Genomic DNA, 16972 nt, shown 5'->3' on the forward strand with positions numbered 1-16972 from the left:
AACATCTCGGCCCGGTCAATAGATCAGGCTGGTCAGGCTCATCAGCCCCGCGTTGAGCCGCAGGCTCATGCCACCGGCCAACACGCATAAGGAACGAGGGGGCGCCAGTGCGGCACGTCAGTGCGAACACGGCCGGGCCGGCTCCGCCTCCTATGGCGATGCGAGCAACTCCCGCGCCCTCAATATCGCGTCGTCCAGGTTCGCCACCACGTTTGCCTTTCCCGCCGCCTCGATGAATCCTGCTTGCTTCATCAGCACAAACGGCTGGGTATGGGGGCCGCACAGGATGAGGTTTTTGCCGCGTTTCCTGAGCTTGGCATGCATATCCTCCAGCACATGCAGCGCGCTGGCATCCATGCTGATGACCTCGGTCATGTTCAGTATCAACACCTCCGGCTCGGTGTGCTGCTGGTGCAGCACATCCTCCAGCTTGTCGGCGATGCCGAAGAACAACGCGCCGTACAGCCGGTAGATCAGCACGCCCGGCGGCGCCATCTTGCGCGCCAGCGTAGCCTCGCCGTCGTCCGGCATCGCCGTATGTTCTTCCGAGAGTCGGACATGCGAGAGTTCGGTCATGTTACGGATGAAGAACACGGCAGCAAGCAGCAGCCCGACCTCCACCGCCACCGTCAGGCCGAAGACTACTGTGAACGAAAACGTCACCAGCAGCACCGCCGCATCCTGTCGCGGATAGCCCTTCAACCGCTTGAACACGTCCCACTCGCCCATGTTGATCGCCACGATCATCAGGATCGCGGCCAGTGATGCGAGCGGGATGTATTGCGCCAGCGGTGCGGCGACCAGCACGATGAGCAGCAAGGTGAGCGCATGCACCATACCCGAGACCGGGCTGGTCGCGCCGGAGCGCACGTTGGTGGCGGTGCGCGCGATGGCGCCGGTGGCAGGGATGCCACCGAAGAACGGCACCACGATGTTGGCGATGCCCTGCGCCATCAGTTCCTGGTTCGGATCGTGCCGGTCGTTGATCATCCCGTCCGCAACAGCGGCAGACAACACCGATTCGATCGCGCCGAGCAGGGCGATGGTGAAGGCAGGCATGATGAGATGGCGCAGATCGCCCAGTGTGACCTCGGGGACGATGAACTCGGGCAGCCCCTGCGGGATTCCGCCAAAGCGCGAGCCTATGGTCTCGACCGGCAGATGGAATAGCGCTATGACGGCGGTGCCGAGCACGAGCGCGACGATGGGTGAGGGCATGCGTTGTGCCCACTGTTTGGGGTAGAACCAGATGAACAGCGCGCTGAGCGCGGCCAGCAGGAGGGTGATCGGATCGAAGGTGGGCAGCGCCTGCGCCAGCGTGGCGATCTTGTGGAAGAACTCTGCAGGCAGGGCATCTATCTTCAACCCGAGGAAATCCTTGATCTCGGACAGCGCGATCAGCACCGCGATGCCGTTGGTGAAGCCGATGATGAGCGGGCGCGGAAAATACTTGAGCAGGCTGCCCAACTTGAAGGCCCCCATCAGGATGAGCATCACGCCCGCCATGAGGGTGCAGATGAGCAGGTTGGCGTAGCCGTATTGCGCGACGATGCCATACACGATGACGATGAAGGCGCCGGTCGGTCCGCCGATCTGGACGCGCGAACCGCCCAGCGCGGAGATGATGAAGCCGGCGATGATGGCGGTAAAGATACCGGCCTCGGGCTTCGCGCCGGAAGCGATTGCAAAGGCAATGGCGAGGGGAAGGGCGACGATGCCGACGGTGATGCCGGCGGTGATGTCGGTACCCAGGCGCGACCTGTCGTAACCATGCAGCGCGTCGATCAGGCGCGGGCGGAAATATTGCGAGATGTTCAATTGCGACGACAACCCCATGAGTCCGGTCGCTTGCCGTTTCTTCCGTCCATACCCCGGCATATCCCGTCGATGGCCGGGGGAATTAAGGCTGTCGTCATAGAGGGTTGTCCTGCACCTGAAAGGCGCGCCCGATTGTTGAGACCGATCGGTGACCTTTTCCGTTGCCAGCGATGATACTCAATCCGCATATCCATCCTTATCGGACAGTATCTCGTGCTGCCTGCGATGTTCACGCATGCCCTTGAACAGAGAAGCGAGGACGATGAATCCGCCCAGCAGCAATGCCAGCACCAACACCCCATCGCCCAACACCTTAAGTACCTTGAGCGTTTCCCCGGATAATGGGGTGATCATGCCCAGCTTGCCCAAATATCCCGGAATATAAAAGAACCGAGAGAGCAGTACGGTCAGCATGATGACCGCCATCACCAGCTTGACCTGCTGATCCTTGACATAGGTCGTACCGATGGCGCCGATCTGGATGCCGAATAGCGAGCCGAACAGAATCAGCATCGCCAGACGGATGTCGACCATACCCTCCAAACCATAGAACAGGGTGCCACCTAGCCCCATGACAAAAGCGATCACCAGTTCGGTCGCCGAAGCCATGATGGCGGGAATGCCGAACAGGTAGATCATGGCAGGTACCCCGATGAATCCGCCTACCGCGATGGTTGCAGCCAGCATACCGGTCGCAAATCCGACCGGCGCCAGGAACAGAACGGAAATGCTCGCATTGGCCCCTCGTGAATAGACCATGGTGCCGGGGATGTTCACGGAATGTATCCACCTGGCGATAGGCGTAAGCTTATGTTCGGCTGCCTGTCCCGCTGCCTTGAGTTTGAAATAGTCGCGCAACACAAAACCGCCGACGATGGCCAGCACCACGACAAATATCGCCGATACATAAAGGTCGGTGCCTGTCGCTCCGTAAGTGTTCTTGATGCCGGTCATGATGTGCTTGCCGTACAGCATGCCGCCCTCGGCAAAGGCGCCCAGCACGAGTCCCAGCTTGACATCCACCTGGCCGTATTTATTGCGCTTGATGGCTCCCACCAGAGCCTTGGGGAATTTGTGGCAGATATTGGAGGCCACCGCCACAATACCGGGCGCGCCCATGGTCATCATGGCGGGAGTCAATACGAAAGCGCCGCCGGAGCCGATGAAGCCGGACACCATCCCCCCCACAAAACCGGTCAGGATGAGCAGAATGGAATTGGTCAGGTTGAGGTCGATGAATTCGATGACTTCCATTTCTCGGACCCCTTATTTCTTTTTGGCTGCTGTCAGCCCCAGCGTTTCCCAGAAATGTCCGGTGAATGCGCCGTGGAAATACGAAAAAATGAATGCGATGACGATAGGCACCAGCGCATGCCATGGATTCCCTTCAATCATTTCACCGCCTTTGGTCACACACTGGGCCGCTTCCGGCTTCCTGAAATATACGGTCTTGTCGCCTGCCGTTGCCGCACAGGTATCGACCGTGGTGTGCGCCAGCTCGATCAATGCCTCTGCATACTCGAACAAGATCACATAACACACCCCTGTGACCCCTCCCCACAGCAGCGTCTTACTCCATCCGCTTTTTGAATCGGACATGCCACACCTCCTTGGTTTGTTTTTTGGATGCCTGCCGCGGCCTTTTAATTACCGGCGCGATTCGCCATTTGGCAGTTCATTCTGGCATTCCGCGAAGATACGTGCCGTACAGTTCCGGCAGATATCCGGATCAAGGTTGCGGTAGATGGGCTCGACCCAGTTCGACATCACCGGGAAAAAGTTCTCTTCGCCGATGTCTTTCATCGCTCCGGATTTTCTCAGAAAATCGATGGTCGGCTCCTTGCACGAATAAAAGTACAGGCTGCCGCCCATCTTTTTGCGGCGGCGGGCCTCCTGCGCCAGCATATCGGCACCGGCCACGTCCACGAAGGTCAATCCCCGCACCGTGAGCAGCAACGACTTCTGCTGCGGATTATCCATGTCCACCTGCTGCAGCCGGTCGCGCACATTATCAACCGCACCGAAAAACAGCGCACCGTTGATCCGCATGATCGATAGCTGCGGACATTGCGGGTGATCTTCCGCGCCGACAAAATGGTAGGCGCCCTCTTCTTTGGCCGGCACGACCGGCAGCATGCCCGGCTTGGAAACGCGGTACAGGTAGATCGCCAGCGACAGCAGGATGCCGAAGAAGATGCCCTTCTCCAGATCGATCAGGGTGCCGATCAGTGTCACCCACAGGATGACGGTCTCACCCCGGCTGGTCTTCATGATGCCGGAGATATGGTGGAAATCGATCAGCCCCCACGCCACCAGAAACAGGATACCCGCCATCGCTGCCGTCGGCAGATAAGCCGCCAGCGGTGCCACCAGCAACAGGATCAGCACCAGAAAGATCGAGGCATACACCGTGGCCAGCGGCGTTCTCGCACCTGCCGCATAGTTCACCCCGCTACGGTTGAACGAACCGCAGGATGCGTAGCTGGAGAAGAAACTGCCGACCAGATTGGACAAGCCCTGGCCGATGAATTCCTGGTTGCCGTCGATGCGCTGTTCCGATTTCACCGCGATGGAACGCGAGATGGAGACCGCCTCGGTCAGCGCCAGCATGGTCACCACCAGTGCCGGGAACATCACCTGATGCAGCGTGGAATAGGAGAAATCCGGGAGCACGAATGGCGGCAGCTGCGCGGACAGGGCGCCCACGGTCTTGATCGCCGTATGTTCGGCACCGATCTCCAGATTCATCAGCCAAGCCACGACGCTGCCGACCACCATGGCGACGATCATGTACGGCATCTTGGGAATGAAGCGCTTCGCCCATATCCCGGAAGCCAGCGTCATCACCCCGACGAAGGTCACATAGAGATTGATGTGGTCTATTTGCAGGATCAGTTGTTCGACCACCACATGGAAATGCGCGCCCCGTGGAATGTCGATGCCGAAGAAGTGCTTCACCTGACTGAAGGCGATCAGCAATGCCGCCCCGGCCGTGAAGCCGATCACCACGGTATGCGAGATGAAGTTGACCAGCACGCCCATGCGCGCCAGGCCAAGAATGAGCTGGAACACGCCGACCATAAAGGTCAGCGTCAGTACCATGCTGATGAACTCGGGCGAACCCGGCTCGGCAAAAGGGCTGATGGCCGCGAACACCGCGATGGAGATGGCCGTGGTCGGGCCCGAGACCAGATGCCAGCTCGAACCGAACAGGGCCGCGATGATGGCCGGCACCATGGCGGCATACAGGCCGTATTCCGGCGGCATGCCGGCGATAGTGGCGAATGCCACGCCCTGCGGCAGCACGATCATCGCGCCGGTCAGACCGGCGATCAGGTCGTCACGGGTGGATTGCTTGTCTACCAGATGCCTCCATTGCATGAATGGAAGCATCCGGCACAGCCAGTCTTTGCAAGGGCGGAGCGACATCAGGTTTGCATCAGCCTATGGTCTGGTAATAAAGGTTCTGCGGGTGGTTGGCCTGCGCGAAGAAGAACCAGCGCTCCGCCAGCAGCCCGACGTATTGCAGTATAAACGCAAGAGCGAGCAAACCGGGTGATACCAGCCCCGCAGCCAGCAACACCAGCGGCAGGATAAAGGCTAGCAACATGAACGCGGGCTTGATCATGCGCAGGAAGGCCGCGCTCTTGCCGTGGAAGAACTCGCGCGTATTGAACGCCCCCCCCATCGCGCCGTAGTTGCGCTGGGTGATGTGGGGGTGCTTGACGCCGATGGCGGTCTGGATGGTCGATATCGGTTTCAGGCGAGCATTCCTGACCAGCGAAGCGACACGCCCCAACAACGCCAGCACGGTAATGATGATGGCCCAGCCTGCAAAGAAATCAGCCTGATCGGGGGAGGCCGAGGCGGCATAGAAGGCGGCCAGTATGAAGCCGGACGAACCACCCATCAGGATGTAGTTGATGACCGTCAGCGGCGAATTCCATTCACGCAGGAAGCGCAGGCAGGCATAGACCATCGCCGTGCAGACGAACAGCGCAAAGGCCAGCAGCGTCCCGAGCATCCCCAGCAACACGGAAAGATCGATCACCAGACCGCTGGGCAGCGTCACGACCTCCGGGCGGAATCCGGCCAGATGCGACACGCCGAACAGGAAGGCGACCCCCATGAAGATGGGCAGCACGATGACCTCGCGCGACAGCCACGAAGTGCGCCATTGCGTGGCGGCACGCCATGCGCGCTCCGGGCGACCGAGATGGAAGAACGAAGCGACCAGCCCAGCCGCCAGCAAGACCAGCACGATGACGCTGCCATAGCCATAGAAGGCATCGGACTGCATCGGCAACTGGCCGAACAGGGCATAGGACTGGTGGGTGAACAGCGCCAGGAACAGCCCCTGCCCCGCACCGATCAGGGTGGTCAAAAAGATCACAGAGAATGCTGGTTTCATATTCTTACGCTTCTTTCAAATTACCAAGCGGAGGCATCATCCATCGTGGACTGATCCTTGTCCGGCATGGGCAACTGGTGATCCAGCTTGAGCGGATTGTCGGCGCGCTCCAGTTCGTCGGCATGGATCTTCATCTTGGTCTTGCGGCGCGGCAGATAGTGATTGGAGGGATGGGTGCCCCATTCCGGCATCAGCGCATAACCGCCCTCCTCACGGATCGCCAGCGACACTTCCGACTCCGGATCGTGGATGTCGCCGAACAGCCGTGCGCTGGTCGGGCATGCCTTTACACAGGATGGTTTGCGGTCCGCTTCCGGCATGGTCATGTCGTAGATGCGGTCCACGCACAGGGTGCACTTCTTCATCACCTTCTGCTGCTCGTCGAACTCGCGCACGCCGTACGGACAAGCCCAGGAGCAATACTTGCAGCCGATGCACTTGTCGTAGTCCACCAGCACGATGCCGTCTTCCTTGCGCTTGTACGAAGCGCCGGTCGGACACACCGGCACGCACGGCGGATCCTCGCAATGCAGGCATGATTTGGGGAAGTGCAGCGTCTCGCTGTTCGGGAACGTGCCCATCTCGTAGGTCTGTACACGGTTGAAGAACGTGCCGGTCGGGTTCTCGCCGTACGGACGTTCATCCACCAACGGGCCGGCCGAACCGGACGTGTTCCACTCCTTGCAACTGGTCACGCAGGCGCTGCAGCCCACGCAGACGTTCAGGTCGATGACAAGGGCGAGTTGGGTCATAACGGAACCTCCGACCCATTTTCCATGAAAAGCACGAAATGGGTGGGGCAGACATTGAATCGCTCGGCGCAAACGTGTGAAGTTGGTGTTCTGCCCATCAAGCCAAATGTCATGGAAACAGGTTTATTGGTTTTTGTTCGTGTTTTTTCGTGTCTTTCGTGGACAGAGGTCTTTTTCAAGGTCATTTGACACCGCCCTTCTTCTTGCCACCACCGAAGTAAGCCAGCCAGTTCGGCGCTTCCTTCATGCCTGGATATCGTTTCATGGGTTCGAACTGCGGGAAGGTCTGTTCCGGTTCACCCTCTTCCGCCTTGTAGATGCGCACGCGCACGTCATACCACGCCGCCTGTCCGGTGATCGGATCGGAGTTGGAGTAGCGCGGACCGTCCGGCTGCTTCGGCAATTCTTCCGAGATCAGATGGTTCAGCAGGAAGCCCTGCTGCGATTCGTTCGCCTGCGGGGTCAGGTTCCAGGCGCCGGCGGCCTTGCCGATGGCGTTCCAGGTCCACACCGTGCCCGGCTCCACCGATTCGCTGTAGCGCGCCATGCAGCGCACCTTGCCCCATTGCGATTCGCACCATATCCAGTCGCCGTCGCCGATGCCGGCGTTCTTCGCGGTCAGCGCGTTCACATACAGATAGTTGTGCGCATGGATCTGGCGCAACCAGGCGTTCTGCGAATCCCACGAGTGATACATCGCCATCGGGCGTTGCGTCACGGCGGACAGCGGATATTTCTGCTTGTCGCTGGCCTGCGTCTCCAGCGGCTCGTAATAGAAAGGCAGCGGATCGAAATAGGTCTCCACACGTTTGCGCAGGTGTTGCGGCGGCTGGCGCGAGATGCTCCTGCCCTGTGCAGCCAGGCGGAACTTCTGCAACACCTCGGAATACAGGTGGATGAGGATAGGCTCGGAATAGCGCGTGATACCGTTGCGCTGCGACCACTCCAGATAACCCTGGTTCCAGTTGCGCATGAACTGGTAGGAACGCGGCAGCACCTCGTGGTGTACACAATCGTTCTTGGCATACATCTCCCACTGGTTCGGGTTCGGCTCGCCGCGCATGCTCTTCTCGCCGCCCTTGCCGCGCCAGCCGGACAGGAAGCCGATGCCGGAACCCGGTGCGGTCTCCCAGTTGACGATGAAGTCGGGATAGTCGCGATACTTGCGTGCGCCGTCCTGTGTGACGAAGGCCGGCAGCTTCAGTCGCGTTCCCAGTTCGATCAGCACCTCCTGGAACGGCTTGCACTCGCCGGTCGGCGGCATCACCGGGATGCGCACCGAATCCACCGGGCCGTCGAACTCGGAGATCGGACGGTCCAGCATGGACATCACATCGTGACGTTCCAGATAGGTCGTATCCGGCAGGACGAGGTCGGCAAAGGCAGTGGTCTCGGAATGGAAGGCGTCGCACACCACGATGTTGGGTATCTTGTACTCGCCGTTCTCGTCCTTGTCGGTGAGCATCTTGCGCACTTCGCTGGTGTTCATGCTGGAGTTCCATGCCATATTGGCCATGAACAACAGCAAGGTATCGATCTTGTAGGGGTCGCCGCGCCAGGCGTTGGTGATGACGTTATGCATCAGGCCGTGCGCCGACAACGGATATTCCCAGGAGAAGCCCTTGTCGATGCGCACCGGCTTGCCTTCGGCGTCTACGAACAGGTCGTCCGGGTCGGACGGCCAGCCCAGCGGCATGCCATCCAGCGGCGTGTTCGGCTGCACCGCACGCGGATCGTTCGGCGTGCGCGCGCAGGGCGGGATGGGACGCGGGAACGGCGGCTTGTGGCGGAACCCGCCGGGACGGTCGATGGTGCCCAGCAGCGTCATCAGGATGGATAATGCACGTATGGTCTGGAAGCCATTGGAGTGTGCGGCCAAACCACGCATGGCGTGAAAGGACACCGGATTGCCGACCACGGTCTGGTGCTCCTTGCCCCAACTGTCGGTCCAGGCGATGGGCAGTTCGATCTTCTGGTCGCGCGCGGTGATGCCCATCTCGTGCGCCAGACGCTTGATGGTCGCCGCCGGTATGCCGGTGATGCCCTCGGCCCATTCCGGCGTGTAATCTGCGACACGATCCTTCAACAACTGGAATGCCGGTTTGACCGGTACGCCATCCTTCAGCTTGAACTCGCCGCGCAGGAAAGGATCGGCTCCTTCAGCGTGCGTCACCACCGGCTTGTTGGTATTCCGGTCCCACCAAAGCTTGTTCTGCGGGTCGTAGCAACCCTCTTCCTCGGGCACCTCGGTACGCACGAACATGCCGAACTCGTCGTGTTTATCGTCGAGGTTCACCAGTTGCCCAGAGTTGGTATAGCGCACCAGGAACTCACGGTCATACAGTCCCAGCTCGATGATCTCGTGAATGATGGCGAGGAGCAGCGCACCGTCGGTACCCGGACGGATGGGCACCCACTCATCGGCGATGGCCGAGTAGCCGGTGCGCACCGGATTGATCGAGATGAAGCGGCCGCCCTCGCGCTTGAACTTGGACAGCGCGACCTTGAGTGGGTTGGAATGGTGGTCCTCGGCCGTGCCGATCATGATGAACAGCTTGGAGCGTTCCAGATCGGGACCGCCGAATTCCCAGAACGAACCGCCGATGGTGTAGATCATGCCGGCCGCCATGTTGACCGAGCAGAAACCGCCATGCGCCGCGTAATTGGGCGTGCCGAACTGGCGCGCGAACATGCCGGTCAGCGCCTGCATCTGGTCGCGACCGGTGAACAGCGCGAACTTCTTCGGATCGGTGGCACGCAGCTTGCCCAACCGTTCGGCCAGGATGGAGAAAGTCTCCTCCCAACTGATCTCCTCGAACTCCCCGGCCCCGCGTTCACTGCCCGGCTTGCGGCGTAGCGGCTTGGTCAGGCGTGCCGGCGAATACTGCTTCATGATGCCGGAAGAACCCTTGGCACAGATCACACCACCGTTCAGCGGATGATCCGGATTGCCATCGATGTAACGTACCTCGCCGTTGCGGATATGCACACGGATACCGCAGCGGCACGCGCACATGTAGCAGGTGGTATTGCGCACCTCGGTCGTCGCGCCCGGCGCCGGAGACGCCAGCGGGTCATGCAATGGGGAGATCGTGCTGGACGAGTCACCAAAATGTCGGGTTTTCATGCGATATCTTTTGCGGTCTAACGCTTCGATCCCGGTCGCCCGGAATTGAGCAATCAACCTTCTCCGAAAGGGTGGGTCAGTATGCGCAATGGATGGCCTCGCCTCCATAACCGTGATGAGCTATCAGGATATAACCCATTAGGGGTATCGTGGTCTTTCGGCAAAAGTCTTAGGATTGCCCGACATTCGAACCGGGTATCGAACAACCCGGCAGTCAGCGTACGCTAATTTGATATTGGAGTAGAAGATGGCTCTGGTGAACCCGCATGGCGGCGGCAACCTCAACCCGCTGCTGCTGGAGGGAGACGACCTTATCGCCGAAATGCAACGCGCTCATGCCTACCCGAAAGTAGCCGTGAGCTCGCGCGAGAAGGGCGATCTGATCATGCTCGGTATCGGCGGCTTCACCCCGCTCGACGGCTTCATGACGCACGCCGACTGGCAAGGCGTCTGCGATGGCATGACCCTGACCAATGGCCTGTTCTGGCCGATCCCGATCACACTTTCCGTCGCCAGGGAGATGGCCGATACCCTCTCCACCGGCAGCAACATCGCGCTGACCGATCCGGACGACGGCAGTGTTGTCGCCACGATGCGCGTCACCGAAAAGTATTCCATAGACAAGGCGCACGAATGCGCCACCGTGTTCGGCACCACCGACCTTGAACACCCGGGCGTGAAGATGGTGATGGAGCAGGGTGAAGTGAATCTGGCCGGACCGGTGAAGGTATTGTCGCAAGGCGGCTTCCCGCAGAAATACGGCCCGCTGTTCATGACGCCGAAAGAGACCCGGGCACTGTTCACCGAGCTGGGCTGGAGCAAGGTCGCTGCTTTCCAGACGCGCAACCCGATGCATCGCTCGCACGAATATCTGGCCAAGATCGCCATCGAGGTATGCGACGGCGTGCTGATCCATTCCCTGCTCGGCAATCTCAAACCGGGCGACATCCCGGCCGAGGTGCGCACCCATGCCATCATCGAACTGACCAGGAACTACTTCGTACCCAAGACCATCGCCCAGGCCGGCTACCCACTGGACATGCGCTACGCAGGACCGCGCGAGGCCTTGCTGCATGCCCTGTTCCGCCAGAACTACGGTTGCTCGCACCTGATCGTGGGGCGCGACCATGCCGGCGTCGGCAACTATTACGGCCCGTTCGACGCGCACCACATCTTCGACAAGATTCCGAAAGACGCGCTGGAGACCCAGGCGCTGAAGATCGACTGGACGTTCTGGTGCTACAAATGCGGCGGCATGGCCTCGGCTCGCACCTGCCCGCACGGCGATGGAGACCGTCTGCTGCTATCCGGGACCAAGTTGCGCAAGATGCTCTCCGAAGGGTCGGAAGTCCCTGCTGAATTCAGCCGCCCGGAAGTGCTGGCGATCTTGCGCGAATACTATGCCGGACTGGCCGAGCATGAAAAAGTGGAAGTGAAACTGAGCGGACATTCGGGGCGTTAGACACCCCTTGAGTAAGGTAATGGTGGCGGGTTGGCGGCATGAGGGATATTTGGAATTTTCCTTACTCGACGACCAGTCGATTGACTGATAACTTGTGACTAATTTTTTTAAGGAGAACCTGATGTTCACGAGCAACCCTTTTGTCACGCTTTCTGACGTTATTTCGCCTGCAATGATGCAGGGGTATATCGTCCTTATGGTTCTGCTGGTCATGGGCGGGACGATACTTGACATGATTCACAAGAAAAGCGCGCAGTACTTTTTCGAGAATGCGAAGAAAGCGAAGAAGGGCGCAAAACGGTCCGTGAGCGGCGGGGAAAAAGTGGCGCTTGCTGTTTCCGTGCTGACGAACGAAGTGATGGCTGCCGGCGAATTCAACAATCCGCAACGCAGGATTTCCCACCTGCTGATGATGTACGGCTTCATCGTCTTCGTCGTAACCACCGCGATCATGATCTTCTCACCGGAGTCCACTTCCACCCTGGTGCCGCAACTCTGGCATGTCGGCGCACTGATGCTGGCCGCAGGCGGATACTGGTTCTGGCTTTTCATCCGTGTTGACGTGGCTGCGGAAGGTCTGCCCTGGTTCCGCTTCGAGCGTGCCGACCTGTTCATCGTCTCGCTGCTCGCCACCTCGACTTTCGCGTTGGTCTGGTCGTTCACCGGCGGCGGATTGGGCATCCCCTTCGCCTTGTTCATCCTGTCCAGCACCGTTCTCTTCGGCGGCGTGTACTGGTCCAAGTTCGCCCACATGTTCTTCAAGCCTGCAGCGGCCCACCAGAAGAAGATCACCGAGGCTGATGGTTCTCGGGAGAATCTGCCCCCTGACTATGATCTGACCGATCCTGAAGTACAGCGCAAGTTTCCCGATATCCCGATGTACATGGGCAAGAACCCGCCCAAAATGGGACTTTGCATCAAGGCTGAAAGAGCAAAACACTACTGATACCGACCAGACAATTTTCTATAGAAATAGAGGGATTTATTATGCCAACCTTTGTATATATGACGCGTTGTGATGGTTGTGGAGAATGCGTTGACATCTGCCCGTCCGACATCATGCACATCGACAAGAAACTGCGACGTGCCTACAACATCGAACCCAACATGTGCTGGGAATGTTATTCCTGCGTGAAAGCCTGCCCTCACCATGCCATCGACGTGCGCGGCTACGCCGACTTTGCACCGCTGGGTCACAGCGTCCGCGTGATCCGTGACGAAGACAAAGGCACCATCGCGTGGCGCATCAAGTTCCGCAACGGCAAGAAGGACATGGAACTGCTGGCCCCCATCACCACCAAGCCCTGGGGCTCGGCAACACCGGATCTCGCCAAGGTGCCGGCCCCCAGCAAGGAGATGCGCGACAGCGAGTTGCTGTTCAACGAGCCGAAATATATCCGCATGGATGAAGGTGGGCTGCATACACTGGAATCCAACGGCCTGGAAATCAAAGAGGGAGTGCAATACTGATGAGCTACCAGACTATCATTGAAGACGATATCGACATCCTGGTCGCAGGCGCGGGCCTGGGTGGCACGGGCGCGGCGTTCGAAGCGAGATATTGGGGCCAGAACAAGAAGATCGTCATCGCCGAAAAGGCCAACATCATGCGCTCCGGTGCGGTCGCCCAGGGCCTGTATGCGATCAACTGCTACATGGGCACCCGTTTCGGCGAGAACAATCCCGAAGACCATGTGCGCTATGCACGTATCGACCTGATGGGCATGGTGCGCGAAGACCTCGCGTTCGACATGGCACGTCACGTCGACTCCACCGTGCACAACTTCGAGGAATGGGGCCTGCCCATCATGCGCAACGAGAAGAAGGGTTCGTTCCTGCGTGAAGGCCGCTGGCAGATCATGATCCACGGAGAGTCCTACAAGCCTATCGTCGCCGAAGCGGCCAAGAAGTCTGCGGACAAGGTGTTCAACCGTGTCTGTCTGACTCACCTGCTGATGGATGAATCCAAGGAGAACCGTGTCGCCGGCGCAGTGGGTTTCAATGTACGCACGGGCAACTACCACGTATTCAAGTCCAAGACCGTGATCTGCGGTGCTGGTGGCGCTTCCAACATCTTCAAGCCGCGTTCCGTCGGTGAAGGTGCGGGACGTGTCTGGTATGCACCGTGGTCCTCGGGTTCAGCCTACGGGCTGATGATCGAAGCCGGTGCCAAGATGACCCAGATGGAGAACCGTATCGTGCTGGCCCGCTTCAAGGACGGCTACGGTCCGGTCGGCGCCTACTTCCTGCACCTCAAGACCTACACCCAGAACGCCTATGGTGAAGAGTACGAATCCAAGTGGTTCCCCGCCCTGCAGCAGATGGTGGGCAAGGAATACCTGGATCCGGAAGTGTCTCACCGCACGCACCGCCCCATCCCGACCTGCCTGCGTAACCACGCGATCATCTCCGAGGTGAATGCCGGTCGCGGTCCGATCCACATGGTCACCATGGAAGCCTTCCAGGATCCTCACCTGGAAGAGATCGGGTGGCACAACTTCCTCGGCATGACCGTCGGCCAAGCCGTGCTGTGGGCCGCCACCGACGTGGACCCCAAGTACGAGAACCCCGAACTGACCACCTCCGAGCCTTATGTGATGGGCTCGCATGCCACCGGTTGCGGCGCATGGTGCTCGGGTCCGTCAGACCTGTCTCCGCCAGAGTATTTCTGGGGCTACAACCGCATGACGACCATCGAAGGCCTGTTCGGTGCCGGTGATGCGGTCGGCGGTACGCCGCACGCCTTCTCCTCCGGCTCTTTCACCGAAGGTCGTCTGGCTGCCAAGGCTGCCTGCAAATACATCGATGATGGCAAAGCCGAAGGCATCCGCGTCTCTTCCGCACAGATCGAGCGTCGCAAGGAGCAGATCTTCAAGCCACTGGAAACGTATCGTGTCTATAGCAACGAAGTGGTCGCGGGTACCGTCAATCCCAACTTCATCAATCCCAAGCAGGGGCAGGATCGTTTGCAGAAGCTGATGGATGAGTATTGCGGCGGTTTCGGCGTCAACTACATGACCAACGACAAACTCCTGAACATCGGTCTGAAGAAGATGGCCATCCTGGGTGAAGACCTGGAAAAGGTCGCTGCGTCAGACATCCACGAACTGCTACGCGCATGGGAGCTGAAACACCGCTACCTGACATCCGAAAGCGTATTCCACCATACGCTGTTCCGCAAGGAGACACGTTGGCCGGGCTACTACTACCGCGGCGATGCAATGAAGCTGGATGACCAGAACTGGCATGTACTGACCGTGTCGCGTCGCGATCCCAAGACGGGTGAATACACGATGGAAAAGGCACCGCTCTACCATCTGGTAGGCGATGTGGAGAAAGCACCGCCAGTCGATCACCACTAGGCAAGTGCGGGCTTGATTTACCGGCTTTGTAGAATCAGGCTTACGCAAGGATATTTGCGATAACTTGGTAGTACATTAAAGAGGACCGGCATATTTTTATGTTGGTCCTCTTTTTATCCCTTTCGCAAAAATGGAGTTGGGTTGATGAATATCATTGATAAGACGGATGAAGAGATACTGGAGATCGCACATCCCATGTGGGCGGATCTGGTCAAATACTCGAATGAGGGTAACTACGGCGCTTTCACGCGCAACTTTTCCAGCACCTTTATTGCGGGTGCCAATGAGGTCGAGATGGGCAGGCAGTTTGCAAGAAGCGAACTGGCAAAGAACCTGTCACCGGACTACGAGTATCTGGGCATCATCCGTCGCGGCGAATACGTCACCGTGCTATACAAGCAGCGCAGCACGGCGAAACCCGGCGAATGGCTGGGCAGGCTGGTGCTGGGTTTCGAAAAAGACAAGGTCAGGATCTTTGGCGCAACCATTTTTTAAGACTGGGTTTATATAAAGAATCGACATGTCAGATACCATTGAAGACGAAAAATTCGTTGAGCTGAATTACAAGGTCATCGACAACAAAACCGGCGACATCCTGGTCACCGTGGACTATCCGCTGGGTTATGTTCACGGCGTGAATGACGTGATGTCTGAAGAAGTGACCAAGGCCCTGTATGGCAAGAAGGTCGGCGACATCATCGAAGTACCGATCGACACCAGTCTGCTCTATGGCGAGCGGGACGAGTCACTGGTATTCACCGATCTCATCGAGAACGTCCCGGAGGAATACCGCGAGATCGGCATGACCATCACCATGGAGAACGAAAGGGGTGAGCCGAAGGACTTCATCGTCACCCGGTTCGACGACAAGACATTGACCGTGGACGGCAACAACCCCCTTTGCGGCAGAGAGGTCACTTTCATGCTGGAAGTGCTGTCCATCCGTGATGCCACCGAGGAAGAGATCGAGCTGGGCGGAGCGGTCGGTGCCGATCCGGAATTGAACGAGATACTCGAACGGGCACAATGAAGCGATCAACCCTGTACCTCCTCTACCCCGCGAACAAGGCACTGGAACGCGCCATTGCGGATGGACTTTGTCTGCTGAGTGAGCAAGATGCCGCAGCGGCCATGCCGGATACGCAAGTCGCCGTCGCGGACAACTTCCGCTACACGCGCGGAAATTATGAGCAGCACCGCTACAGCACCCGCATCTTGGAGCGCCTGCGCGAAGCGCTGGAGGCATCGCTGGCTGCCTCTCCACGCGCGGAGACACTGAACAAGCTCGGCAACATCCTCGCCGCACTGGGTCAGCAGCGCCGGGATGCGACCTTATTCGAGCAAGCCATCCAGTGCTTCAGCCGGGCATTGGAAGGAATTTCTCAGGAAGACTCGCCGCTGGCATGGGCGGCCACGCAATACAACCTCGGCACCGCCAATCAGGCGCTGGGCCGCTTGCTAGAGGAGACCAGCCCGCTGAAGCTCGCGGTGGATGCCTATACCAACGCCTTGCTGGTCTGGACACGGGAAGCGCATCCGGAAGAATGGATGCAGACCATGCACCAGCTCGGCGCGACCTTGTACACCCACGGCATCCAGCTCAAAGGCAACCGTCAACTGCAAAAGTCCGTGGTCGCCTACAAGAATGCACTGGCTGCACTCAACGCGGACGATCATGCACTGGAACTGACTGCCGCCCATAACAACCGGGGCATCACCTTGCATCATCTCGGCGAATCGGAAGCGAACCCCGACCGCGTGAAAGAAGCGATCAATTCATACGAGAAGGCATTGACGGTCGGCATGGAACAGCAGTTGCCCATCCATGTATCCGTCATCTGCCGCGTGAACAAGGCGACCGCACAGAACGTACTGGCACAGATGACCAACGACGCCGCACTCGCGGAAGAGATCGCGGATGAATTCGAAGTGATCATCGAATGCTTCTCTCATGCGCTGCAGCCGCTGTGCTTGCGGCATTGTCAGGAACAGATGAAGCTGGCGAAGACCGCTTCAGGCAGTCAGGTCGCGGGGTGAAGA

At 59.0% G+C, this 16972-nt stretch carries 14 protein-coding genes; 7 read left to right on the forward strand and 7 right to left on the reverse strand.

The annotated features are described in order from the left end of the window. Positions 1-150: 150 nt before the first annotated feature. The 7 genes from sulP to IPM27_06610 form a co-directional block, all read right to left on the reverse strand. Entirely contained in the window at positions 151-1812 is a 1662-nt protein-coding gene (gene sulP / locus IPM27_06580; GenBank protein MBK9161215.1) for a sulfate permease, read from the reverse strand. Between the two features lie 183 nt (positions 1813-1995). Next, complete coding sequence (locus IPM27_06585) at positions 1996-3072, reverse strand: sulfite exporter TauE/SafE family protein (protein MBK9161216.1); 1077 nt, start codon at positions 3070-3072, stop codon at positions 1996-1998. Positions 3073-3084: 12 nt separating this feature from the next. Continuing rightward, positions 3085-3417, reverse strand: coding sequence for a hypothetical protein (locus tag IPM27_06590; protein MBK9161217.1), 333 nt, complete (start codon positions 3415-3417; stop codon positions 3085-3087). A 48-nt stretch (positions 3418-3465) separates the two neighbouring features. Beyond that, positions 3466-5211, reverse strand: a complete 1746-nt coding sequence (locus tag IPM27_06595) for a SulP family inorganic anion transporter (GenBank protein ID MBK9161218.1) — start codon at positions 5209-5211, stop codon at positions 3466-3468. A gap of 46 nt (positions 5212-5257) precedes the next feature. Further along, on the reverse strand, positions 5258-6229 hold the full coding sequence (locus tag IPM27_06600) for a dimethyl sulfoxide reductase anchor subunit (GenBank protein ID MBK9161219.1): 972 nt from the start codon (positions 6227-6229) through the stop codon (positions 5258-5260). A 20-nt stretch (positions 6230-6249) separates the two neighbouring features. Then, a complete protein-coding gene (locus IPM27_06605) occupies positions 6250-6981 on the reverse strand; it encodes a 4Fe-4S dicluster domain-containing protein (protein ID MBK9161220.1) in 732 nt (243 codons plus the stop codon). A 181-nt stretch (positions 6982-7162) separates the two neighbouring features. Then, positions 7163-10063, reverse strand: a complete 2901-nt coding sequence (locus IPM27_06610; GenBank protein ID MBK9161221.1) for a molybdopterin oxidoreductase family protein — start codon at positions 10061-10063, stop codon at positions 7163-7165. Positions 10064-10355: 292 nt separating this feature from the next. On the opposite strand from IPM27_06610, the gene sat reads away from it, so the two are divergent. The 7 genes from sat to IPM27_06645 all read left to right on the forward strand — a co-directional run bounded on the left by sat (position 10356) and on the right by IPM27_06645 (position 16969). Beyond that, positions 10356-11570, forward strand: coding sequence for a sulfate adenylyltransferase (sat, locus tag IPM27_06615; protein MBK9161222.1), 1215 nt, complete (start codon positions 10356-10358; stop codon positions 11568-11570). A gap of 121 nt (positions 11571-11691) precedes the next feature. Further along, positions 11692-12516: an adenylyl-sulfate reductase gene (locus tag IPM27_06620; protein MBK9161223.1), complete on the forward strand. Its 825-nt coding sequence runs from the start codon at positions 11692-11694 to the stop codon at positions 12514-12516. A 41-nt stretch (positions 12517-12557) separates the two neighbouring features. Then, positions 12558-13040 (forward strand): adenylyl-sulfate reductase subunit beta, encoded by a 483-nt coding sequence (gene aprB, locus IPM27_06625; protein MBK9161224.1) that lies wholly within the window; start codon positions 12558-12560, stop codon positions 13038-13040. Beyond that, positions 13040-14932: an adenylyl-sulfate reductase subunit alpha gene (locus IPM27_06630; protein MBK9161225.1), complete on the forward strand. Its 1893-nt coding sequence runs from the start codon at positions 13040-13042 to the stop codon at positions 14930-14932. Before aprB ends, IPM27_06630 begins: the two co-directional genes overlap by 1 nt. Before the next feature lie 144 nt (positions 14933-15076). Continuing rightward, positions 15077-15427, forward strand: coding sequence for a hypothetical protein (locus IPM27_06635; GenBank protein ID MBK9161226.1), 351 nt, complete (start codon positions 15077-15079; stop codon positions 15425-15427). A 25-nt stretch (positions 15428-15452) separates the two neighbouring features. Then, positions 15453-15962 (forward strand): peptidylprolyl isomerase, encoded by a 510-nt coding sequence (locus IPM27_06640; GenBank protein ID MBK9161227.1) that lies wholly within the window; start codon positions 15453-15455, stop codon positions 15960-15962. Further along, complete coding sequence (locus IPM27_06645; protein ID MBK9161228.1) at positions 15959-16969, forward strand: tetratricopeptide repeat protein; 1011 nt, start codon at positions 15959-15961, stop codon at positions 16967-16969. Before IPM27_06640 ends, IPM27_06645 begins: the two co-directional genes overlap by 4 nt. Positions 16970-16972 lie beyond the last annotated feature (3 nt).

Source organism: Nitrosomonadales bacterium (assembly GCA_016716325.1).
In the GTDB taxonomy this organism is placed as follows: Bacteria; Pseudomonadota; Gammaproteobacteria; order Burkholderiales; family Gallionellaceae; genus Gallionella.